This window comes from Anoxybacillus suryakundensis (assembly GCF_001418025.1).
In the GTDB taxonomy this organism is placed as follows: Bacteria; Bacillota; Bacilli; order Bacillales; family Anoxybacillaceae; genus Anoxybacillus; species Anoxybacillus tengchongensis.
Map to the genome: position 1 here is coordinate 155,911 of NZ_LIOK01000006.1, position 22,601 is coordinate 178,511.

The 22,601-nt window shown below is 39.1% G+C and carries 20 protein-coding genes and 2 CRISPR repeat arrays; of the genes, 7 read left to right on the forward strand and 13 right to left on the reverse strand.

Annotated features, from left to right (window positions below; genetic code table 11):
• Positions 1 to 139 precede the first annotated feature (139 nt).
• Positions 140 to 286, forward strand: coding sequence for a sporulation histidine kinase inhibitor Sda (locus ASC42_RS06310; RefSeq protein ID WP_055441035.1), 147 nt, complete (start codon positions 140 to 142; stop codon positions 284 to 286).
• Positions 287 to 290: 4 nt separating this feature from the next.
• Here the strand turns inward: ASC42_RS06310 and ASC42_RS06315 are convergent, their stop codons facing one another.
• Entirely contained in the window at positions 291 to 1,088 is a 798-nt protein-coding gene (locus ASC42_RS06315) for a phosphatidylserine decarboxylase (protein ID WP_055441036.1), read from the reverse strand.
• Positions 1,089 to 1,212: 124 nt separating this feature from the next.
• On the opposite strand from ASC42_RS06315, the gene pssA reads away from it, so the two are divergent.
• The 3 genes from pssA to motB all read left to right on the forward strand — a co-directional run bounded on the left by pssA (position 1,213) and on the right by motB (position 3,415).
• On the forward strand, positions 1,213 to 1,752 hold the full coding sequence (pssA, locus tag ASC42_RS06320) for a CDP-diacylglycerol--serine O-phosphatidyltransferase (protein ID WP_032100118.1): 540 nt from the start codon (positions 1,213 to 1,215) through the stop codon (positions 1,750 to 1,752).
• 123 nt (positions 1,753 to 1,875) lie between these two features.
• Positions 1,876 to 2,676, forward strand: coding sequence for a flagellar motor stator protein MotA (gene motA, locus ASC42_RS06325; protein WP_055441037.1), 801 nt, complete (start codon positions 1,876 to 1,878; stop codon positions 2,674 to 2,676).
• Positions 2,660 to 3,415, forward strand: a complete 756-nt coding sequence (gene motB / locus ASC42_RS06330) for a flagellar motor protein MotB (RefSeq protein WP_055441038.1) — start codon at positions 2,660 to 2,662, stop codon at positions 3,413 to 3,415. Before motA ends, motB begins: the two co-directional genes overlap by 17 nt.
• Positions 3,416 to 3,441: 26 nt before the next feature.
• Here motB and ASC42_RS06335 read toward each other — a convergent pair whose 3' ends face one another.
• On the reverse strand, positions 3,442 to 4,755 hold the full coding sequence (locus ASC42_RS06335) for a TrkH family potassium uptake protein (protein WP_055441039.1): 1,314 nt from the start codon (positions 4,753 to 4,755) through the stop codon (positions 3,442 to 3,444).
• Between the two features lie 169 nt (positions 4,756 to 4,924).
• On the opposite strand from ASC42_RS06335, the gene sigK reads away from it, so the two are divergent.
• The gene (gene sigK, locus ASC42_RS06340; RefSeq protein WP_055441040.1) at positions 4,925 to 5,638 is read left to right on the forward strand and encodes an RNA polymerase sporulation sigma factor SigK; all 714 of its coding nucleotides are present in this window, start codon (positions 4,925 to 4,927) and stop codon (positions 5,636 to 5,638) included.
• Between the two features lie 35 nt (positions 5,639 to 5,673).
• On the opposite strand, the gene ASC42_RS06345 is transcribed toward sigK, so the two are convergent.
• The 10 genes from ASC42_RS06345 to ASC42_RS06390 all read right to left on the reverse strand — a co-directional run bounded on the left by ASC42_RS06345 (position 5,674) and on the right by ASC42_RS06390 (position 18,483).
• Complete coding sequence (locus ASC42_RS06345) at positions 5,674 to 6,444, reverse strand: DUF4405 domain-containing protein (protein WP_055441041.1); 771 nt, start codon at positions 6,442 to 6,444, stop codon at positions 5,674 to 5,676.
• A 181-nt stretch (positions 6,445 to 6,625) separates the two neighbouring features.
• A complete protein-coding gene (tnpB, locus tag ASC42_RS06350; RefSeq protein WP_055441042.1) occupies positions 6,626 to 7,750 on the reverse strand; it encodes an IS200/IS605 family element RNA-guided endonuclease TnpB in 1,125 nt (374 codons plus the stop codon).
• A 64-nt stretch (positions 7,751 to 7,814) separates the two neighbouring features.
• Positions 7,815 to 9,951: direct repeats of the CRISPR family, unit length 30 nt; unit sequence GTTTCAATTCCTCATAGGTACGATACAAAC.
• 181 nt (positions 9,952 to 10,132) lie between these two features.
• Positions 10,133 to 10,882, reverse strand: a complete 750-nt coding sequence (gene cas6, locus ASC42_RS06355; protein ID WP_055441043.1) for a CRISPR-associated endoribonuclease Cas6 — start codon at positions 10,880 to 10,882, stop codon at positions 10,133 to 10,135.
• 14 nt (positions 10,883 to 10,896) lie between these two features.
• Positions 10,897 to 11,160, reverse strand: a complete 264-nt coding sequence (gene cas2 / locus ASC42_RS06360) for a CRISPR-associated endonuclease Cas2 (RefSeq protein WP_055441055.1) — start codon at positions 11,158 to 11,160, stop codon at positions 10,897 to 10,899.
• 9 nt (positions 11,161 to 11,169) lie between these two features.
• Positions 11,170 to 12,171, reverse strand: a complete 1,002-nt coding sequence (gene cas1b / locus ASC42_RS06365) for a type I-B CRISPR-associated endonuclease Cas1b (RefSeq protein WP_055441044.1) — start codon at positions 12,169 to 12,171, stop codon at positions 11,170 to 11,172.
• A gap of 1 nt (position 12,172) precedes the next feature.
• Complete coding sequence (cas4, locus tag ASC42_RS06370; protein ID WP_055441056.1) at positions 12,173 to 12,682, reverse strand: CRISPR-associated protein Cas4; 510 nt, start codon at positions 12,680 to 12,682, stop codon at positions 12,173 to 12,175.
• Between the two features lie 8 nt (positions 12,683 to 12,690).
• Entirely contained in the window at positions 12,691 to 15,030 is a 2,340-nt protein-coding gene (locus ASC42_RS06375; RefSeq protein ID WP_055441045.1) for a CRISPR-associated helicase/endonuclease Cas3, read from the reverse strand.
• 50 nt (positions 15,031 to 15,080) lie between these two features.
• Entirely contained in the window at positions 15,081 to 15,800 is a 720-nt protein-coding gene (cas5b, locus tag ASC42_RS06380) for a type I-B CRISPR-associated protein Cas5b (protein WP_055441046.1), read from the reverse strand.
• Between the two features lie 12 nt (positions 15,801 to 15,812).
• The gene (gene cas7b / locus ASC42_RS06385; protein ID WP_055441047.1) at positions 15,813 to 16,775 is read right to left on the reverse strand and encodes a type I-B CRISPR-associated protein Cas7/Csh2; all 963 of its coding nucleotides are present in this window, start codon (positions 16,773 to 16,775) and stop codon (positions 15,813 to 15,815) included.
• Positions 16,756 to 18,483 (reverse strand): TIGR02556 family CRISPR-associated protein, encoded by a 1,728-nt coding sequence (locus ASC42_RS06390; protein WP_055441048.1) that lies wholly within the window; start codon positions 18,481 to 18,483, stop codon positions 16,756 to 16,758. Before ASC42_RS06390 ends, cas7b begins: the two co-directional genes overlap by 20 nt.
• A 255-nt stretch (positions 18,484 to 18,738) precedes the next feature.
• Between ASC42_RS06390 and ASC42_RS13675 the strand changes: the two genes are divergently transcribed.
• Positions 18,739 to 18,921 carry a type II toxin-antitoxin system HicA family toxin gene (locus ASC42_RS13675; protein ID WP_072242687.1) on the forward strand — a complete coding sequence of 61 codons (183 nt, stop codon included), beginning with the start codon at positions 18,739 to 18,741 and terminating at the stop codon, positions 18,919 to 18,921.
• Between the two features lie 25 nt (positions 18,922 to 18,946).
• The gene (locus ASC42_RS06395) at positions 18,947 to 19,378 is read left to right on the forward strand and encodes a type II toxin-antitoxin system HicB family antitoxin (protein ID WP_055441049.1); all 432 of its coding nucleotides are present in this window, start codon (positions 18,947 to 18,949) and stop codon (positions 19,376 to 19,378) included.
• A gap of 360 nt (positions 19,379 to 19,738) precedes the next feature.
• Positions 19,739 to 20,867: direct repeats of the CRISPR family, unit length 30 nt; unit sequence GTTTCAATTCCTCATAGGTACGATACAAAC.
• Between the two features lie 222 nt (positions 20,868 to 21,089).
• Here the strand turns inward: ASC42_RS06395 and ASC42_RS06400 are convergent.
• The gene (locus tag ASC42_RS06400) at positions 21,090 to 22,439 is read right to left on the reverse strand and encodes an ISLre2 family transposase (RefSeq protein WP_055440728.1); all 1,350 of its coding nucleotides are present in this window, start codon (positions 22,437 to 22,439) and stop codon (positions 21,090 to 21,092) included.
• Between the last annotated feature and the right edge of the window lie 162 nt (positions 22,440 to 22,601).

A 22,601-nucleotide genomic window follows, 5' to 3' on the forward strand; every position in this document is an offset into this window, starting at 1 on the left:
ACAATTCATCCACACTTTATCCACCACCACTTGTGGATAATTAGAACAATTGTTCTTATTTTTGATTTATGGTAAAGTGAAGATAAACCTACCATTATATGTATACATGTATTGATGTATACCTCAGGAGGCGAAAAAAATGAAATGTTTGCCTGACGACTTATTAATCGAATCATACTACAAAGCGAAAGAGTTGCAATTAAGTAAAGAGTTTATTCAACTAATTGAACGTGAAATTTTCCGTCGCCGTCTTGAACATAAACTAAAACAATCACCATCGGCTTGAGCCTTTATTGGCTCTTTTTCTTTTGTGTCAAAAAACCGATCCGTTGTCCCATTTTCACTTCAAATGGCGGAACGATTTGTTCGTCTAACGTAAACGCATCTTTTTCAAACAATAACACAACGGTTGAACCGAACGAAAAATATCCGATTTCTTCTCCTTTTTTTACGTAGTCATGCTCATGCGTTAATTCAATGCTGTTGACAAACATCGCTCCGACTTTCACAATAGCCGTATACATGCCATTTGTACACAGTTCCGTAATTCTTCTGTAATTTTTAGAAAGAGGCGCCTTGCCATATTTCAATCCAAGGCGGTTTACCGGATATGACTTGTTACCAAGCTCCCACTGCTTTACAACCTCCCCACATATTGGGCTATGGATGCGATGATAATGACTCGGACTTAAATACAAAATAATAAACGTTCCATGCAAATATTTTTCAGCTATTCGGTCATCGCCGAGCATTTCACGAATGGAGTACGTTTTCCCTTTGACGATGATTTCTTTTTGATCCGTAATGATGCCGACATCTTCAATGACTGCATCGACAGGGCTGACGACGCTATCTGGATGCGCATCAACTGGACGAAGACCTTCTTTTAATGTGCGAACGAACAGTTGTTGGAGCGTTTCGTATTCGTGCAACTTTTTTTCCATTTCTTCTTCATTAACTTTATATAGTTTCGCATAAGATGGAATGACTAACCGACTCCATTTCGAACGTGTGAACGAAGCGAGACATTTCGATGTCAATGGGTGATTTGTCAATTCAATAAATAGTCGATATAACCACTTCACCAACGACTTTCCCTCCTAAAGTAAAGAATATCCTTTACTAGTTTGCTTATTATCAATAAAATATTAGTAACCGAGTGATATTTTTGGCAAGTGGGTCGGCACGATTTTAATAAAGGAGTGAATTTATATGTTTTTATCGGATTATATTGATCATACCATTAAAAAACTTAAAGCGCATACGGCAAACGTATTGACGTTAACAAACTTAAGCTTAGGCGGTTTCGCAATTTTATTTGCGGTGAAAGGCCAGCTGAACGTTTCTGTATTATTTATTTTTTTAGCAGCACTTGCCGATCGTTTTGACGGGACAGTCGCTCGGAAAATGAACATCGAATCGGACTTAGGGAAACAATTGGACTCAATGAGTGATATTATATCATTTGGAGTAGCACCTGCACTATTACTTTATCAAGGATTATTGCACGAATTTGGTGCACCTGGCTCATTTTTTACGATTTTTTATATCGGTTGTGGAGCCTTTCGCCTAGCGCGATTTAACATTACTGAAAGCAACGGATATTTCACCGGTTTGCCGATTACAGCGGCAGGTTGTTTATTGACGCTCAGCTATTTAACGATTCATTACTTCCCGCCTTATGTCTTTATTTTTATTATTTTTACGCTTTCTCTTTTAATGGTTGGTCCATTCAAGCTAAAGAAAATTTAACCCTTGAAGTTTTCCACTTCAAGGGTTTTTTTCGTACAAATTTCCCTTTTCAAACATTCGGATAAATTATATGATAAACTTGGATTTATTTTTCAATCTACAACTACAACTAGAGGTGATATCATGGACCGTACGTCCTTAATTGGGCTCATTCTTGGCATTATCGCTGTCGGTGTCGGAATGGTGTTTAAAGGTGTAAGCCCAGCTGTGCTCATTAACCCTGCTGCGATTTTAATCATTTTATTAGGGACAGCGGCCGCTGTTACGATCGCCTTTCCAACAAAAGAAATTTCGAAAGTGCCGAAATTATTTGGGATTATTTTTAAAGAGTCAAAAACGCCAAAAATTGAAGAACTCATCCCTCTGTTTGTTGAATGGGCAAACATCGCTCGCCGCGAAGGATTGTTAGCGTTAGAAGCAAAAGTGGCTGAAATTGATGATCCGTTTTTGCGCAACGGATTAAGTTTAGCGATCGACGGACAGTCACAAGAATTTATTCGTGATGTCATGACGGAAGAAATTGAAGCGATGGAAGAACGACACTTAGCGAATGCGACCATTTTTACACAAGCCGGCACATATGCCCCAACGCTCGGGGTGCTTGGGGCCGTCGTTGGATTGATCGCTGCCTTGCAAGATATGTCTGATATTGAGCGTCTCGGTCATGCGATTAGTGCGGCGTTCGTGGCAACACTCATGGGGATTTTTACAGGATACGTTCTTTGGCATCCGTTTGCGAACAAATTAAAACGGAAATCAAAAGAAGAAATTAAAGTGCGACAAGTGATGATTGAAGGTGTGCTTTCCATTATTGAAGGACAAGCACCGCGGGCGATTGAACAAAAATTAGCTTCGTACTTACCGATGAGCGAACGCCAAAAACTTTTAGGACAAGGAGCTCAAAATAATGGCGAAAAAGCATAAAAAGCATCATCATGAAGAACATGTCGATGAAAGCTGGCTCATTCCGTACGCCGACTTATTGACATTGTTGCTTGCGCTATTTATCGTACTGTTCGCAAGTAGTCAAATTGACTCAAAAAAGTTTATGGAAATTGCGCGCGCGTTTAATAGTGTATTCACAGGCGGTACAGGGGCGCTGCAATATTTAAGCCCGATTGAACGAGAGGAAATGGACTCGGTCATTAAAGACTCGCCAAATCAAAAGCCGTACGTTAAAATTTCAAAAGAAGAATACGAGGAATTAAAAAAGATTCAAAGTAAATTTAACGAATACGTCAAAACGAATCAATTGAGTGGAGAATTATCTGTAGCGATGACAGAGGAAGGATTACTTGTTACGATCGCAAACGATGTGCTGTTTGATTCGGGTAGTGCTGATATTAAACCGCAATATCGCGATGTCGCAAACAAAATATCAAATTTACTCGTTATGAACCCGCCACGCAACATTGTCATTAGCGGACATACGGACAACGTGCCGATCAATAATGCAAAATTTGCTTCAAACTGGGAATTAAGCGTCATGCGCGCCGTTAACTTTATGAAACTGTTGCTTGAAAATACAAAGTTAAATCCACAATTATTTAGCGCAAAAGGATACGGTGAATTTAAACCGATCGCTTCCAACGCCACACCAGAAGGACGCGCCAAAAACCGACGTGTAGAAATTTTAATTATGCCACAAGAGCCAGCACGATAAAAGCGAGGGACGCTCCCTCGCTTTTTTCATCCTGTCAATATATCGCCATTCGGATAACGAATATTTGTTTTTTTCGGTTTCGCAATCGTATACACGAGCGTTAACGGACCTAACTTTCCAAACAACATGACGCCAATAATGAGCATTTTTCCGATGGTTGATAAATGCGGTGTCAAATTCATCGAGAGTCCAACGGTTCCAAATGCAGATACTACTTCAAATAAAAGAGCAAGAAGCGAGGCGTCTTCTGTAAGTGTCAACATCATCGTCACAACAAAAATAAACAACATACTCATCGATGCAATCGCTAACGCACGCAAAATGATCGTATGGCGAATCGTTCTCATCCCAATCACTGTTTCTTCTTTTCCTTTTAGAAAACTCATCACCGCAAACACGATGACCGCAAATGTTGTCAGTTTAATTCCTCCACCGGTCGATGTGCTTCCTGCTCCAATAAACATAAGAAAAATCATAAGCATCGCTGTTGGTTGTTCTAATGAGCCGATGTCGATTGTATTAAATCCTGCCGTTCTTGGTGTAATGCCTTGAAAATATGCAGCCCATAACTGTTCAAAAAGCGAAAGGGAACCGAGCGTTTTCGGATTATGACGTTCAAATAAAAATATGGCAACAATCGCCACAACATTCACAACAAGCGTCATGATTAACATGAGTTTCGTATGGAGAGACAGTTTTCTCCAACGCCGTTGATACAATACGTCGAACACAACGGTAAAACCAAGACCTCCGATGATCACGAGCAAAGAAACGGTAACGTTGACGATCGGGTCACCGACAAAACGTGACAAATTATCCGGCCATAATGCAAACCCTGCATTATTAAACGATGCGATGGTGTGAAAAAGACTGTAATACAATCCTTTTGCCCACCCCATTTTCGGAACCCAATCGATCGCTAGCAACGCCGCTCCGACAACTTCCATGAATAAAGCAAACAACAATAAGTTGCGCGCCAAACGGATGACACCGCCAAGCGATGGTTGATTTAGGGCTTCCTGCATCAACATGCGCTGCTTCATTCCGATTTTTTTTCCGAGCACAATGACAACGAGCACCGCAAACGTCATAATCCCAAGCCCACCCACTTGAATGAGCACCATTAAAACGACTTCTCCAAACAACGTGAACGTAGAGCCGGGATCAATTGGCGCTAGTCCAGTTACTGTCGCTGCGGACGTGGATAAAAAGAATGCATCAAGCCAGCTAATATGTTTATTTGTTGCGATCGGCAACTTCAACAACACCCCACCAATAACGACGAGAAAAAGAAACATAAACGCTAATAGTTGCGGCGGTGTCAGTTTTAACGGTTTCATCATCGCCCTTCTCACGATTCATCCTTCTTTCTTATGTATATTTACAGTTTCCAATTATACGTCATTTTCTTTCACAAAACAAAAAAAATCGTGTGTCCAAACACGAACAAGTTTTCTAATGCATATACATACATAAGCAACAAAATGACCACCTGTGAGGTGAACGATGATGGGCACTATTTTTTCTGCACTTGCTTTGTTTATAAAAGAGCTTGTCTTTTTAGTTTCTTATGTGAAAAACAATGCCTTCCCGCAACCGCTCGATGCAAAAGAAGAAGCGATGTATTTAAAACAGATGGCTAAAGGAGACGAACACGCCCGAAATAAGCTAATCGAACATAATTTACGTCTCGTTGCGCACATTGTAAAAAAGTTTGAAAACACCGGAGAAGATCCAGAAGATTTAATTTCAATCGGCACGATCGGCTTAATTAAAGCGATCGAAAGCTATTCAACCGGAAAAGGAACGAAACTCGCCACTTATGCAGCACGTTGTATTGAAAATGAAATACTTATGCATTTACGTTCGCTCAAAAAAACAAAAAAAGATGTATCTCTTCATGATCCAATCGGGCAAGATCGCGACGGAAACGAAATTAGCTTGCTAGATGTATTAAAGTCGGAAGATGAGGACATTAGCGATATGATTGAAAAAAATAATGAGCTTGAAAACATCGCCCAACATTTGCACGTCCTTGACGATCGTGAACGCCAAGTCATTGTTAGTCGCTTCGGCTTAAACATGCAACCTGAACGCACCCAGCGCGAAATCGCCAAAGAGCTCGGCATTTCTCGCAGCTACGTTTCACGTATCGAAAAACGTGCATTAATGAAGCTATTTCATGAATGTTATAAACATGATAAAGGAAAAAAAGGATCATGAACAAAAGGTGTCCCACAAACTCGGGACACCTTTTTTCACACACGAACCTGTCGTATATGACGCATCCGTTTTTCCATGTAGTAAACAGGAACAATAACAACTGCCCAAAATGTAAAGTGACCAAAAATAACAAGTAGCGGATGGCTGCTGCCGTGACGTTCTTTATGAGGAAACTCCCCTTCGCGAAACTTTTCGGGTGGTGGAAATGCTTTGCTCGCTTGTGCTACTTTTTGCTCAAACTTCGGCTTAAACGCCTCCTCATTCGGTTTTACATTGACTGCTAGCCACTGCATACTTGCGAAAAATAACGCAAGCACCAACGCAGAAGCCACAAGCACTCCTTTCCGCCAACTCCCTTCTTTTGTTTTAAACATTTTCCGAAACATCCCCATAATCCATTGCCAATGTAACGCAATGTGAACGCCGACAAGCACAAGCGTCACATTCGAAAAAACATCATGAAGCTCTCGCAAAACGTGATTCTCCCCACCTGCAACATGCGGAAAAACGACTTTGGAAATAAGAATGCCTGTCACAATAATTCCCGTCATCGACATAAGCAACAATATATTTAGCAAAAAACTAAATCTCGTCTTCCCTGAAAGTGAACGATCAAACATTTTTTTCACCGTATGGACAACCCACTTATAGTTTAATGCAATATGAACGAAAATAGCGACACCAATCACTAACCCTGTCACTTCATGAAACGGCAGCCCATTAAACACCCTCGGATTCATTAACAACACAAACATAATCGCCAACGATACATCTAATATGATTTTTACCATATTTTTCTTCAACACATATCCCCCGCATTCACATATCATTTACCGTATATCGTAAATGTACTAGCCGATGGTGAAAATTAAGTGAAAGGGGGAGGGTTTATCCCACTACGTTCAATTGAACTACTCGCCGCTTAACAACCTTACGGTTTGTTTGAAGCAGGAGATTCCTACAAACACCGAAGCACCCTTCAGTTATTTAGTAGGCTAGCCCCGCAGTTCCTGCGGTTAGAAGCCGAACGGCTTCATTCTTAATATTGATACTTGCGTTCACATCTCGGTCATGACGGGTATGGCAATTTGGGCATTGCCATTCACGCAAAGTGAGATGTTTCACGTCTTTATTTTGATATCCGCAATGGGAGCATAACTGGCTCGATGGGAAGTTTTTCGCCACCACAACCAATTGCTTCCCATACCACTTGGCCTTGTATGCGATCATCGCTTTGAACGTTTCCCATGACGCCTCGCAGATCGCTTTGGAGAGTTTGTTGTTTTTGAGCATGCTAGCAACTGACAAATCTTCCATCCCGATGATGTCGTGGTTTTTGACGATCTCGGTGGAGATTTTGTGCAAGTAGTCGTTTCGGGAATTTGTGATTTTCTCGTGTATGCGCGCAACCTTGATTCGTTGCTTATGCCAATTCGAACTCCCGATTTTGCGCCTAGAAAGAATGCGTTGAGCTTTGACTAATTTTTTTTCAAGTTTCCGAAGAAATTTTGGATTCGCATACGTTGTTCCGTCTGAAAGAATGACAAAGTTCTTTAAACCCATGTCGATACCAACAGCAGTATGTGTTTTTGGGAGTGGTTGCACATCTGTTTTTACAAGAATGGATACGAAATATTTTCCGCTTGGATTGCGTCGAATGGTGACGGATAACATACGTCCTTCTACCTCACGACTTTTGGCAAAACGAACGAATCCTAGTTTCGGAAGCTTGATTTTGTTACCTACAATCGCTATATTTCCTTTCGTGTATTTCGTTGTATACGATTGCACCTTGTTCTTCTTTGACTTAAAACGAGGTTTGTCGTTTTGTTTTTGGAAAAATCGTGTGAATGCATCCGACAAATGTTTCAGCGAGGTTTGAAGTGCGATGCTGTCCACTTCTTTGAGCCAAGTGTATTCTTTTTTCAACTTGGTCAATTGCGAAGAACACGCCTGATAAGACAGTCCTTTCCCTGTTTTTTTGTATGTGTCGTTCCATCTGACGAGAAAATGGTTAAACACAAAACGTGAGCATCCGAACGTTTTATTAATTAGCACCTCTTGTTTTTTGTTCGGGTACATGCGAAACTTATACGCTTTATGCACGGGCAAGACTTTCACCTCCCGCTAGAAATGTTTTGAAAACCTTTCTAACAGAAACGCTCCTTGAAAACTTGTTTCAATTCCTCATAGGTACGATACAAACAGTTGCGTTAGTTCTGCTAGTCTTTCATCGACAAACGCAGTTTCAATTCCTCATAGGTACGATACAAACCCGGACAAGTTCTTTGAAAATTTTATATTTTCTGACAATGTTTCAATTCCTCATAGGTACGATACAAACCACCAGTACCACAACATCACTTGGTTTCATCTTCTCTTGTTTCAATTCCTCATAGGTACGATACAAACTACTGATTTCATGTTCGTTGGCGACACTTTCGCTATTTGGTTTCAATTCCTCATAGGTACGATACAAACAAGAAAAAGCAGCTAAATCAAACACGACGGGTGTAGCTAGTTTCAATTCCTCATAGGTACGATACAAACTACGGAGAATCTTATTTATCTGATCGCGTTTGCTATTAGTTTCAATTCCTCATAGGTACGATACAAACTCTGTATAGTCTCCGCTTCTGAAATAATCAACATCAATGGTTTCAATTCCTCATAGGTACGATACAAACCTGACAGGCGAGGGGTTAGAGCCGTTGAAACTTGACGGGTTTCAATTCCTCATAGGTACGATACAAACCCACTAATTGCGGCGCTTGCTACACCGAATGATGCAGGTTTCAATTCCTCATAGGTACGATACAAACGAAGAAACGAATCGCCTTCCGTACGCCCCAAGTGTTTCAATTCCTCATAGGTACGATACAAACCGTGGTGTTCATGCTCGTGTGAAAACTGGTGTATAGTTTCAATTCCTCATAGGTACGATACAAACTGGAAAGAACGGGCTGTCCATCGAGAGTGTGAATGACAAGTTTCAATTCCTCATAGGTACGATACAAACATGTAAATGTGTTCGACGATGAACTCGGAATCAACGTTGTTTCAATTCCTCATAGGTACGATACAAACTTACCCTCGAAGATAGAATAACGCGGAAGGTAGACCCGTTTCAATTCCTCATAGGTACGATACAAACTGAGCGTGTTGTGATGGGGGATATCGTCGGCTATGCCTTGTTTCAATTCCTCATAGGTACGATACAAACGGGAAGCCATCTGCCGTTTTAATCGTTTCGATTGCCGTGTTTCAATTCCTCATAGGTACGATACAAACCTTTGGTGTAGAAAGTCCGTTTATATCAGAGTGCATCGATGTTTCAATTCCTCATAGGTACGATACAAACCTGCAAAAAGCGATAGGATACGCTCTTACAGGCGATAGTTTCAATTCCTCATAGGTACGATACAAACCGCCAAGTAAAACGTGAAAATGCGGGTGATAGGTATCCTCGTTTCAATTCCTCATAGGTACGATACAAACAGGCACTTCAAACGATCAGAGTTGTTTCTATATTATCAAGGTTTCAATTCCTCATAGGTACGATACAAACGGACAAGGTGACGGGGCGGTGTACGTTGCCTATCGTCAGTTTCAATTCCTCATAGGTACGATACAAACACACCGTTCGAACCCATGAGGAATTCATCGGGAATATACAGTTTCAATTCCTCATAGGTACGATACAAACTTTGCCTGTCAATCATACGATCAGCTTGGCACACAAAAAGTTTCAATTCCTCATAGGTACGATACAAACCTTGCTTACCTGCCGCTTTTCTTTCAGCAAGCTTATCAGTTTCAATTCCTCATAGGTACGATACAAACAAACGCAAGAGCAAGAACTTCTTTCACCATTTGCTCGTTGAGTTTCAATTCCTCATAGGTACGATACAAACACAGATACGCAAAAGCAATTACAATTCGTTGCGATGTTTCAATTCCTCATAGGTACGATACAAACACAACACCAATACAAAAGGAGTCGATTCCGCATGAAGTTTCAATTCCTCATAGGTACGATACAAACAAAGTAAAAGAATGGCGTGCGAATTACGGAAAAAATGGTTTCAATTCCTCATAGGTACGATACAAACTAAAATACTTACAAATTTGATATACAAAATTTTCTTTGTTTCAATTCCTCATAGGTACGATACAAACTTCGGCTAAATGATTAAAGTGTTTGACTGTTTGTGAAAGTTTCAATTCCTCATAGGTACGATACAAACCAGGACAAATTGAACGCAATAGGACAACGCATACGAGTTTCAATTCCTCATAGGTACGATACAAACCCAAAAGAGTATTGATAAATCAACACTTGGAAAAGCTATACAATGTTATTATACATACATTCGAAAATTCAGTCAATAGTCTATATGCGTTAATACAACTGAAAAAGTTGCAACATACAAACTGTCGTCGATCCCCCGAGGTTTTTGCAAGATTGGAGGTCGACGACAGTTGTGAAATACTTCACTTTCTATTTGCGATACGAAACATGCCGAATCCTTGTGAGTTTCGTCCGCCGATACCTACACGATACAAAAACGTTAAATTTTCTGGAGAAGAAATAAGCTTATACCGCCCTTTCCACGCTGTAATGTAAAAGCCTTTAAAGCTCGTTACGATCCGATCGTTTTTTCGAACATCGACAGGTTCGATGAGTAACCGATCGCTTGGTGGAACCCCATAGTATGCTTCATATTTGTTATGAAAATTCCGTTCCATTAAATGGGGAAACACTTCATCGTTCGGGTCAAAAAATTGTGTTTTTTTCTTCCCATCCACCGTTTCGTACGTACTGTATACAGTCATCGGCGACAACATATCAATTTCAATTTCACATTGCTCAATCGCTCGCTTTTCGGTTTCCACTCGCTCAATGATGACATGTTGATCACCAATTTTTACGTATGGCTGAAGCAATAAATACTCCCCTAACTGTTGCGTCAGTTCAGGAAGCACAGTGCCAATGTGCCATTGAATCGAATCAACAAAAGTAATCGTTTTCGCATCATATTGAATGTAATGTTCGCCAAATAAGCGGCTAAATGTAAACAGTTTAAATGATCGCTTTTCTTTGCGAAACCCACGCTCGTGCAAAAAGTAAGCAAATGCCTCATCGCTCAGTGAATGATATATTAACCCTTGTAAATATTGCTGATAATGAAGTGGCAATATAACCGCTCTGTCTGTTCCCCGTAGTGTAATCGTTAAACGCATTGATTTCTTCCTCTCTACAAAATAAATTCCTCTCCACCTTTTTTCAGTCCAAACTCTTCACGCTTCGAATATTTTTGCGTGCGGAACGTGTAGAAAATAATTGAATCTTCGTTAGGATGCATGATATTTTGCAGTTCAATTTTTAATTTCTTATAATTTGCTTCTGATATTTCTCCTTCAAACACAGAGTTTTGTACCCAATGAAGATATTTACGAGCAATTTTTAACGCTTTCGCTACGCGCTTCTCATTAAAATCGTACACTAAAATAACAAACACCGCCATCACCTACCATTTCGCTGCGTACGGTTCGTACTCTTTTTCCCCTAATAAATGCTTCTGAATTTTATATAGTTCGAGACGGATTAGTCGTCGATACGATACCGATTTTCCTAAATGGCGATGTTGTACCGTTGTTTGCATTTTCTTTTCTAATTCGCTCACAAATATTTTTCGTCCTTCTTCTGACAGTAGGATACCGTCCGTTAGCTTCTCAAAATGTTTCTTCGCCAACATTTTTTTATTCACAAGTGAAAAAATAAGACGATCGACAATAATGGGTTTAAAAATTTCAGCAACATCTAGGTTAAGTGAAAACCGTCGGAAATTTGTACTATGCAAAAAACCAATACGCGGATCAAGGTATGTCTTATAAATTTCACTTAAACACATCGTATACACGATCGAATTTCCAAAACTAATGAGCGCGTTTAAACGATTATGAGGCGGACGCTTCGTTCGCTTTTCAAATACGAAATCAGGATGTTGAATAATCGTATCAAACGTACTGTAATATTTTTCGCGCATATGTCCTTCCGAAGCCATAAGCTGTTCAACAGATTGAACAGCCGATAAAGAAAGCAATTGTTGCTCAAAACTACCTAATACGTCATTAAAAACTTCCTTTTCTTCCAAACGGGAACGATAGTACTTTAACACGCGACTCATTTGCTGAATCGAACCTTCAATAAACCGTCGTGCCAAGTCAAGACGTTTTTGTATGTCTATATAATGCTCCGCCTGTTTTAAAATGACATGACCCGCATTTAAATGTTCCCGTGGATAAAATGTCCCGGTGTAATAGCCGTAGTGGTTAAAATAATGAACGATAATTTGTTTTTGCGAAGCAAACTCTAAAAAGCGCTTAGACACATCTACCTCTCCAAAAATATATATGTCATTCGTGTTTTCGACTGGAATATACTTTTTCCGCTCCTCTGTTTCAAAATAGAGGCTATTATCCTTTCGACGCAACTCACCATTTTGAAAAATGTACAATGTCCGTTTCATCTTATTCCTCCGCCCAACAATATTCGCGATACGCACATTTTGCGCAAAACTGAATTTTTTTCGGCTTTGGTGGTACTGACATACGTACGATGCGTTGAATATGTCCGATCGCTCGTTCTAGTTCTTGCTTCGCTTCTTCTGTCCATTCCACCGTTTCTTTTTTTCTCTCTTCAGGGAACAAAAGCTCCCCCTTCGCCTGAATGCCCATTTGGCGCAAATGATCTAAATAGTAGAGCAGTTGCATTTTAGCACTTTTCATATACCGCGACGACTTTTTCACTTCACCAACGACAAGCTGACCATCCTCTTGTCGAATGCGGTCAATAACAATATTTCCAATAGATAGTTCTTTTGTACTCCGTTTGTAGTACATCTCCGAAATAAAACGTCCAAGATCAAGCGATTCATCTTCTTGATCAGGTGCAATTTGATGTTTCATCAGCCAAACTTCGCGGTGACAGATGTAGTAATACCATATATCTGTTCCGGTGATAGGAATTTCATAGTCCATGTTTTCACCTACCATATCATTCCTTCGCTTTTCGTTTTATATCCAAGCACTTGATCGTAAAAATCATCAAGCATATCTATGTTAACGTAACCTATACCATATAAAATAGGTGGTTTATGGCTAACTTTTCGTGGAATAGAAACAACGTATTGATAAAAAGATGCCTTCATAGCCGCAAATTGCTTTTGTCGTTCAAAAGGATCCTTTATACTTATGATTTGTTCAAAGCGTTGAAATATCGTTTTAGCTTCTTCATCTAATTCAATAAATACATCAAATTTATCTTCTCCTTCTTCAATAAGACGGAAATGGGAAATTGGTATGCGTTCCGTTGTTGCTTCGCCATCAAAATAAAGACTTTTTATTCCGTTTAAAAGCCGAATAGACTCCCGATTATTCATCTTCATAGAGAGCTGTTCAAAATATTTTTCAATCAAAGGGAAAAACTCGCTCTCCTCTATAACGATAAAGTTTTTTAAAAGTGATTGTGTTAAATCAATACGTACTAAATCGTAAATATAACTAGCATAACGACGTCTCCCGTCTGTTAATGAGACTACATAAACACTCCCTTTTTTCAAACCGTTTCGATTGCATCTTCCTGCTGCTTGGTGAATAGAATCTAATGGGGCAAGATCACGATATACAACATCAAAATCAATATCAACCCCAGCCTCCACCACTTGTGTACTTACAACAACACGATATTTTCCGCTTTTCATCTCATGAATTCTTCGTAACCTTTCTTTTGGAGGAATATGTGTTGATAAAAATGTCATTTTTTCTGAACAAATATGTTCAGCTAGTTTTTCATATAATTTTTTCGCACAATCGATTGTATTAACGATAAATAAGTAACTTTTTTCTTCATCCAAACAAAGTTGATTCACAAACTCGTCAATGGTCATATTTTTTTGCACGTACGGAAACAGCTGAACACGCGACAATGCTTGAAAGTATGTCGAAGGCTCAACAAGCTGTACCATTTCATCTCTTTGAAAAATGGCAGGTGTGGTCGCAGTGCTAAATAGAAAATAGCAGTTTAGTTCTTCAGCTAAAATTCGAAACATTTCTTTTACTACAAGCCAATATCGGTGCGGAATAGCCTGCACTTCATCAATAATAATGATAGCATTAGCTAAGCGATGAAATTTTCGTATCAACTTATTTCGGTTAGTAAATATCGTGTGAAAAAGTTGAACAAATGTAGTTAAAACGATTTCCGAGTTCCATCCCTCAATTAAAAGTTTTGCCACATCATAATCGACATCATATCGTTCTTCATCTTGTGCAAGCGAATATTGCATTTCTGCTAAGTGATGGTGAGATAAAAATAAACGTTGATCCACAACCATATTATTTGCTCGAAAAACGTCCTCTAATACCGTTGCCGTCTGATCGATGATACTCAAAAATGGTAAACTGTACACAATACGTGGGATAACCCCTCTTTCTTTTTCAATTTCTTGTCTAAGACGAAATGCGAACTGAAAAGACGCAAGTGTTTTGCCCATGCCAGTTGGTAGTTGTAACGAATAAAAATGGTTCGCTACATCAATAGGCACGTTTGTAATTTCTTTAAATGCCCTCTCACGAAGATCATTAATCTTATTATTTTTCCAATTTTGTTTCTTTTTATATATTTCAATAAACGAAGAAGCAATAGAACATCTTTCAGCAAAAGACCATGCTTCTTTTTGCATAATGCCCGCTTCTGACTTATCCGCATCCAAAAGTAATGAAAATAAAAATAAAAATTGGACATAAGGAACTAATGAGTCGTTTTCATTGTTCCAACGCATCACATAACGACGGATTTGTCGACTTTGTGCAAATAAATGACGCACAGCATTTTCAAAATCACATTTCGTAAATGGGTTGTTCGAAAGGGTAGGAAGTAAATGCACGTATGCATCATTTAGTGTTTGAAAATCTATAGCTTCAATTTGTTTTAATAATTGTTCTTCCATCTCACTACTGAATTGCTTCCATTCCTCAAGCCAATCATCTAAGTCACCGTGATGACGCTTAATCATAATGAACGAGAAATATTTCCATAAATCATGGATATTTTCATACTCCTTTATAAAAGACATAAACACAAACGCAGAAAGCAATGCGTGAGTTTTTAATTTCTGTGAAACATGTAAACCACGAATATAATCTTGAAAGTATTGATGTGACTTTCCAATATCATGAAACAAAGCAATATGCTCAACAAGCGTTTGCACCCATTCTTGCTCGGTAAAGCCCAAATGTTTTTCACAAAGAAATTGTGACGAGAGCAATTTTACCCCTTCTATATGCCTTTGAAGAGGATAGTTCGGATGCGAGTATAATTCATTCATCATATTCCCCCCATATGTAAAGAGAGCACGCATGAAGTGACATACGCGCCCTAATGAAGAAAAACAATTTGCGTCCCTTGATTATTTGTCCAATAGCTATCCACAGAAACAGTCAAAGGTCGTCCTGTTGCTTCAAATATTACCTCATCATATAGGTTGACAATTCGTTCATGATCTATACATATCGGCATTCTTTCTTTTAAATACTCTTTTCCAAGTTCAATTTCTAGTTTTTTTAATTTTCGTTCCGGAACAGCTGTCACAACCTCAACTACTTGTCCATCTTTTTTTTGATAAAACTCCCCGATAGAAACAAATTCAATGTTGGCCAAACATTCACTTAAGCCCATACTCACTGTATATACATTTTTCCCACACGTTACATAATCAATCAGTTTATCAAACAGTATGTCATCCTTAATATGCACATAACATCGATATTTCGGAAAACGTAAAAACTCTGTTCTGATTTGAGTTCGCGCCCCTTCTCTCCGCTGTTTTGGAATCCACACATTTCCTTTTGTATTAATATGGTTTAATCCCATCCTCATTTTCTTGACAGGATGAAGTAGCTGCACAGCAAATTTTACCGTATGATGATTCACATATTTGAGGTACGCATTTTCCTCCTTTTCTAATCCAACAATGGCACCAATCATCCCGTAAAAAGCGGTAGGTGGGATGATGGCATATGTTAAGGGTGAAGAGGTTGAATATATTTTCCGAAAATGTCCAAAATCAGCGTAAAGATCAAAAATAAGTATATTCATGTAGCTTCACCCTTAAAACATTTTTTGTTCAACAATGAAACCTTTACTTTCTAAAGAGCTTACTAAATTTTCACTACAAATAAGACGACCGTCTTGGGCTAACTCAATTCGTTCAATGCGCTCCTTATGTTTTTCTAACACTTGAAGCAAATTCGCCACATCGAGTACATAGTCACTTACATCACGAATTTCCTCATCCACTTTTTCTGCATGAATCGATACATACTTATCCAGTTCCCCAATTTGGAAATGTTTCTCTTTATATACCACTCTCATCAATAAACGTGGAACTTGTCCCACTTTTGAACGAGAGATAAGACTTTTTGTTCCGTTCCACATCGCTTCAAGCATGAACTGTACATCTTCTTCAGTTAACTTCGTATGTTTAGCAGCTACTTCATTAATGACACCGTAAAAGGAAATAAGTGAATACGGTAATACATATTCTTCACGAAACGTTTTCGTTGATTTTTTGCTTCCCGAAGCAAAAGCGCCGGTCCCTTTTACATAGTGTAACTTGACGGCATGCAACGATTGTCCCATTTTAAATTGCACCGGTCCTGTATGTGTAATAGAGCTCGCTTCCTTACTACTTTTTTCAATCGGTAAAGTTACCCCAAAAAGTCGCACATCAATACACTCATTTAACACTTGTTCGTTAATGAGCGTTTTCATTTCGACTAAGGATAACTTTGATTTATTTTGTTTTTCGCCGTCTTTAATCAAAAAATCTTCCGCACGCATTTTTGCGTCCTGAATGTATTCGTTTTCATCAGCAATTTCGCGAACAAAGATTTCTTTTCCTACATAGTCATGTAAATAATCGCGTATTGTGCGCTTCAATCGCACATCCGTTACGATATTTTTTCCCGTTTCCTCATCAATTCGCGGCTTATTTTCGTCTACAGGGTCACCGTTTGGATTTGCCCACATGACATCATATAAAAAAAGCAATTCAGATCGATTGTTCAACATTTTCTTGTTCCCCTTTCTGTTCAAATAAACACTCTTTTACTTTCGAAACAAGATTCATTCCGCAAACAAAATAAAAATTCAACTCGTCCACGGACAGCTTCCAGTTTTTTTGTGCCATCATAAATAATGATGAAATGTCCTCTGCCAACAAGTGATGGCTTCTTTGATATGCGTCATACTCTTTTAGTTTATTGATCACTTTTGGAAGCAACCCTTTTACTGTCCGCTCATCCATTTTTAACCCCATCAGCTGCTTCACAAATGGCTGGCTGCCTCTCTCTTTCCACTGTATTTCTAGTAACATTTGCGTCAGCGCACCTAATAAGAAAATAGCTTTCTTCTCATTTGTATCTAACTGCTGCCCAAACGTTTCAAATAGCACGTCAAATTTTCCCGGCACTACGCTTCCCCCTCTCATTTTCAGCACCCCACACTGTTCAAGAAAAAGAATAACAGATATAGCTTGTCTCACCTTATAGAAAAAGTTTGCATTTGATTCTATTTCATAAAAATCACGACGAATTTCTTTCATAATAAACGACAACAAAAATGTGATATGAATGGGTTCCTTCTTAAACACTCGATCAACAATAGTCAGAAAATATCGTTCTGCATCACTATTAAAAAACGTCCGAACCATTCCAAAATGAAATTGGCGATCTGTAAAAGAAAGTACTTTCTCTACATGTGCTTTCGCTTGAAAAATTTCCCGTAATCTTGAAGGTAGAACATCCTCAATAAGCAACAAGATACGCTCTGCACTTTGAATTTTTTGTAAAAATAACAGTTGAAGGGAAATCGTGTTTTTTGCATCCGCAAGCACCGCTAATATATCTTCCTCTGTTGTCATAAATGATTGGATTTTTCTATCTTGAAGCCGTATATCTTTTGACTGCGAAAAAAGAAGATACAGTATGTCTTCGTAATCTTCACTATTAGTTTGAGAAGGAAGGATAAATTTTGGAATAAGTAAATAAGATAGCCCATAAAACTGAAATCGCAACTTTTCCTCGATGATTTTTCTCCCTTCTTCAATAAACGACTTGCAGTTCAAACATACTGGGAAATTTCTCCACGCTAAACTTTCATGAAATCCTCCTGTGATAAATCCTGGTTTATCAAGCGTATAAAAGCGGAACACCGACATTTTTCCGATGACAACATCTTTTTTCTCTCCGCACACAGAACATACTTTCTCCTCAGTGTATAGCTCTAGATCTTTTTCATTCACCATAAATAGAAATTTATCTACAAATAACGGAAGATCGTATAAAAATTTGTTGTTAATTTTGAGTGACAAAATCGCTCTATCTTTCAATTGATCGATTTTTTCTTGAAGCTGAGAAACAACTTCCTCATGTTTACTCACAAGCAATTCATAAATAGAATGGAAGTAGTGGTCTTCGTCGTCTTTAACTTTCTTCAACCACCCTAGTACTTTCTGATGAAACGTATTATCGACTGTTGTAATTCTTGCAGTTGGGGAATAGTTCGTTCCTCGTGGCGATCCATTTCTAAATAAATATTTTTTGAAATCGATATGAGCCTCTTCAACTTCTATACCAACAAAAACAAATGTCCCATCCTCTTCTTTTAGTAAAATATTCATCGCATATGGATAGCCATGATCCTCAATCAACTGATCTACAACCGTTTTCTGCTTTTTTTCTAGCGCCCACTTTCCGATTTCCGCTATTGACTCGATCAATGTTACACCTCCCATGAAACGGCTATCTAATATCTATATTTTCTCATAATTTTTATATTTTTCAATAATTTTTTACTTTTATTTGGTTCATCACCAAAAGATGTTTATTTTTATATACAAGCGGCGGAATGTATATACCACTTTGGATCTCTGTATTGCTGCTGAGGACGAACCCTCCCATCTTTAAATAAAAAACCTATTTACACGTGTTAATTATACGTATTATAATAAAAATGTGGAGAGGGGGGAATAAACATTTCGTCAAAAGAACTGATTAAACTGCTCAAAAAAGACGGATGGTACTTACATAGAATAGTCGATAGCCATCACCACTTCAAACATCCAACAAAAAAAGGAACGATCACCGTTCCCCATCCGCGCAAAGATTTAAAACCCGGAACCTTGAACTCAATACTAAAGCAGGCTGGACTGAAATAGCCCCTGCGAAAGGAGGTTGTTTTTCTTGGCTAAATATTATTTTCCAGCGATTTTCGACCCTGGCACTGATGAAAGCGAAGGATATACCGTCACTTTCCCTGACCTTCCAGGATGCATCACAGAAGGCGAAACGTTAGAAGAAGCATTTCGCATGGCAAAGGACGCTTTGGAAGGTTATTTATATGGGATGGAAGAAGATAATGAATCCATTCCTTCCCCTTCCAATCCGAAAAATATTGAATTGCCAAAAGGCGCATTCGTTTCTGTCATCGAGGCAAGAACTGACTACATTCGCGAGGAGATGGCAAATAAAGCTGTTAAGAAAACATTAACGATTCCAAAATGGTTAAACGATGCCGCAGAAGCTGAAGGAATCAATTTTTCACAGTTGTTACAATTTGCAATTAAGGAGCGTCTAGGAATCAACGTTCGAAACGATTTTGATTTCAAACGATGAGAGCAAAAGCCTCTTCAGCTACACCATGCAGAAGAGGCTTTCGTTGTATAATTACCCTATGGTATTATCGTACCACGTTTGAAGCAAATTAAACTTTCATCTTTGCATCAACTTCCTACCATCAAAAACATACCATCAAAGACATTCTTTCTTATGCAATATATAAGGGAAAACCACATTGTTTTATCACCTGTGAAACAATCTTTAATTCTACCCTTCTTTACATACTTCGATTACGAGCGCGAAAGCAAGCTTACAAAATATCTTCCACTTATGCGATAATATTTTGATTCTCGTTTCCATTCTCATAGGTACGATACAAACTATACCATTTCAAATGAAACAGGGATGGTAATCCAAGTTTCAATTCCTCATAGGTACGATACAAACTACGTATAAATCTACACGCATGCGGTCAAATGCTCCTTTGTTTCAATTCCTCATAGGTACGATACAAACGGGGATTAAAGCGGATACAGTCTTTATGTTGCAGAAAGATGGGTTTCAATTCCTCATAGGTACGATACAAACACAACGGAGGCGCGCCAGTATTAAAACAGATTTTACAATGTTTCAATTCCTCATAGGTACGATACAAACTGCGGAATAATCGGATACATTTACATTTAAGAGCTTACAGTTTCAATTCCTCATAGGTACGATACAAACATAATTCGCAACTTGAAGCCGTACAAGTGAAAGAAGTGTTTCAATTCCTCATAGGTACGATACAAACTGAGAATTACCTCTTCATCAGTCCAATCGATGTTCGCTTGTTTCAATTCCTCATAGGTACGATACAAACAAATGTTGCTGTCAGCAATCGCACATATAACAGACATTAGTTTCAATTCCTCATAGGTACGATACAAACTAATATAAATAGTTAAATAATCATATTAAAGGAGTGTAGTTTCAATTCCTCATAGGTACGATACAAACACATAACAGTGGTAGCACAGCCGACGACTTCTCATTGTTTCAATTCCTCATAGGTACGATACAAACAAAAATAACAGCACACTCAACAAATCACTACTCACACCTAGTTTCAATTCCTCATAGGTACGATACAAACGAAGTTTTTACTTGTGACAGGTCTCATATTCCATTCAGGTTTCAATTCCTCATAGGTACGATACAAACCTTTTATCAGCCTGGTAAGCGTTTGTCTGGATAGTCCGGTGTTTCAATTCCTCATAGGTACGATACAAACTTTTCTTGCTTCCGTAATTATTGATATATCAACATTTGTTTCAATTCCTCATAGGTACGATACAAACACGGCTCTTGCGATGAATATGGTTGTGATGACGGTCTTTGTTTCAATTCCTCATAGGTACGATACAAACTCAGCAACATCACAACCGAGTGCTTTTGCGATCTTCGTGTTTCAATTCCTCATAGGTACGATACAAACATTTCTCAAAGACATTGAGTTCAATGAGCGATTGTTGGCGTTTCAATTCCTCATAGGTACGATACAAACCCCAAAAAGTGTTGATATATCAACACATGGAAAAGCTATACAACATCATTATACATACATTCGAAAATTCAGTCAATAGTCTATATCCGTTGGATTGAGTCAAGAGTTTGTGGGAGATTTTTTTGATATTTTAATTCAATGGATATATTTGGTTAAATAATTCGATTTATGTAAGCGTTTTCTAATCCTCTCATCCTGCTTGCCTGTGCCTTTTTCGCTTTTTTAAAACCCTTTCAATGCTTTTAACGCTTGATAAATAGGCGTTCCTGACGAATGATGGAAATAACGGATATTCCCTCGCACCAACTCCGCTACCTTGGTTCCTACATGCTTGATCGCCTTTTTCACGATCGTTTCTCGTTCCCTTTCTCTTTCCTCCTCTTGCGAAAGCACCTCTCCTTTCCATGTCTGAATCGTTAACCCGTCTTTCACGGCTACCATCACGTTTAAAAACGCTCGAATGCCTTCTTCACACCAACTCCGTCCATTTTTTACTCGCTTCGCAAAGACGTGCATCGTTCCCTCTGCACTTCCCATCGGGCGCATTCCTGTCGTATCTATGCCTTTCTCCCGCAGCCATTGACGGTAATCACTCAAACATCCTGGCATCGATTCGATCCGTTGAATCAATCCCTCCAATTGCTTTTCTTTCTTCTCATCCCCTAGGGTGCCTACCGCACTATGCAGTTCAGTTAATAACCCGTTTTCATCAAACAAGGCTAGCTTTTTCCGAATCGTCCGGTACCGTGGGTGATCTTTTAAGCATTCGCGAATCTCTCGCGCTACGTGGAACCGATCTAGCTGGAAAAACGCTCGCTTCCCGAAATATTCCCGACAAGCCGTAATCCACGCAGCTCCATCGCCATTGATCACCACCCAATCCCTCGTTGGGTCATAGCCGTATTCCTCGTTCAAGAATCGTTCTAATCCTTCCCACACCGGCTCTTTTGTTTCGTGTACATAGTGCCGTTTCCCAACCAAGGATACCCGTTTCCCGTTTGCTTTCCATCCTTGGTGCACCACCAAAATTTTTTCTTCCTTCCCTCTTCGGCGACTTCGCTGCCGTTTCACATATAGTCCGTCCGCCTCCACGAACAACACCTGTCGCTTCATTTCCATCGGACGATGCCTATCCACTGTCGCCTGTAATACCATCTGCCGAATCGTTTCATGGCTCATCACCGCATAGCCTACCATCTTCTCTAACGCTTCGGCTGCTTGGCGATAAGAAGGACCGATAACGGCTAATTCAATGGCGGTTTCCTCCAATAACGGACTCATCCCCTTCGCTCCATCGAAGCCGAGAAAATGATCTAACAAACACGTATACACGCCTTTTTCTCGATCCAAATAGTAATTGCGTCGGATCTCCACCTCCCCAAAGAGCGTCTGGATGCGTACCGTTCGTTTATCTTTTAGGTAATAGCGTTTTTTATCTCGTTGCTTGGCGATCTCTTCATCCAGCCATTCCAATACCTGTTGAAACATTTCCCCATACGTTTTTTGCAACATCAAAAACAATTCCATTTCTATCTCTTTTAATGTTTGCCCATCTGTGATAAACTGTTGCATAGGACTCTCTGACCTCCTGTGTGATTTGGTCGCACTTATCACCATACAGGAAGAGAGTCCTTTTTGCATCTATTTTGCTCACCCCCCTTCTTTTCAAGGAAACCTCCCCTTGAAACAGATGGAAGAGGGTTTAGCTTCCTCCCACAAACATTTTACTCATAC

Bases quoted from the DNA above. Each gene is read 5' to 3' on its own strand.
- cas5b (WP_055441046.1), bottom strand. From the start codon at position 15,800: ATGAATATACTTATTTTTGATCTTTACGCTGATTTTGGACATTTTCGG.
- cas7b (WP_055441047.1), bottom strand. From the start codon at position 16,775: ATGTTGAACAATCGATCTGAATTGCTTTTTTTATATGATGTCATGTGG.
- cas4 (WP_055441056.1), bottom strand. From the start codon at position 12,682: ATGGACTATGAAATTCCTATCACCGGAACAGATATATGGTATTACTAC.
- ASC42_RS06400 (WP_055440728.1), bottom strand. From the start codon at position 22,439: ATGCAACAGTTTATCACAGATGGGCAAACATTAAAAGAGATAGAAATG.
- ASC42_RS06375 (WP_055441045.1), bottom strand. From the start codon at position 15,030: ATGAATGAATTATACTCGCATCCGAACTATCCTCTTCAAAGGCATATA.
- ASC42_RS06335 (WP_055441039.1), bottom strand. From the start codon at position 4,755: ATGAAACCGTTAAAACTGACACCGCCGCAACTATTAGCGTTTATGTTT.
- cas1b (WP_055441044.1), bottom strand. From the start codon at position 12,171: ATGAAACGGACATTGTACATTTTTCAAAATGGTGAGTTGCGTCGAAAG.
- ASC42_RS06310 (WP_055441035.1), top strand. From the start codon at position 140: ATGAAATGTTTGCCTGACGACTTATTAATCGAATCATACTACAAAGCG.
- motA (WP_055441037.1), top strand. From the start codon at position 1,876: ATGGACCGTACGTCCTTAATTGGGCTCATTCTTGGCATTATCGCTGTC.
- sigK (WP_055441040.1), top strand. From the start codon at position 4,925: ATGGGCACTATTTTTTCTGCACTTGCTTTGTTTATAAAAGAGCTTGTC.
- cas6 (WP_055441043.1), bottom strand. From the start codon at position 10,882: ATGCGTTTAACGATTACACTACGGGGAACAGACAGAGCGGTTATATTG.
- pssA (WP_032100118.1), top strand. From the start codon at position 1,213: ATGTTTTTATCGGATTATATTGATCATACCATTAAAAAACTTAAAGCG.
- motB (WP_055441038.1), top strand. From the start codon at position 2,660: ATGGCGAAAAAGCATAAAAAGCATCATCATGAAGAACATGTCGATGAA.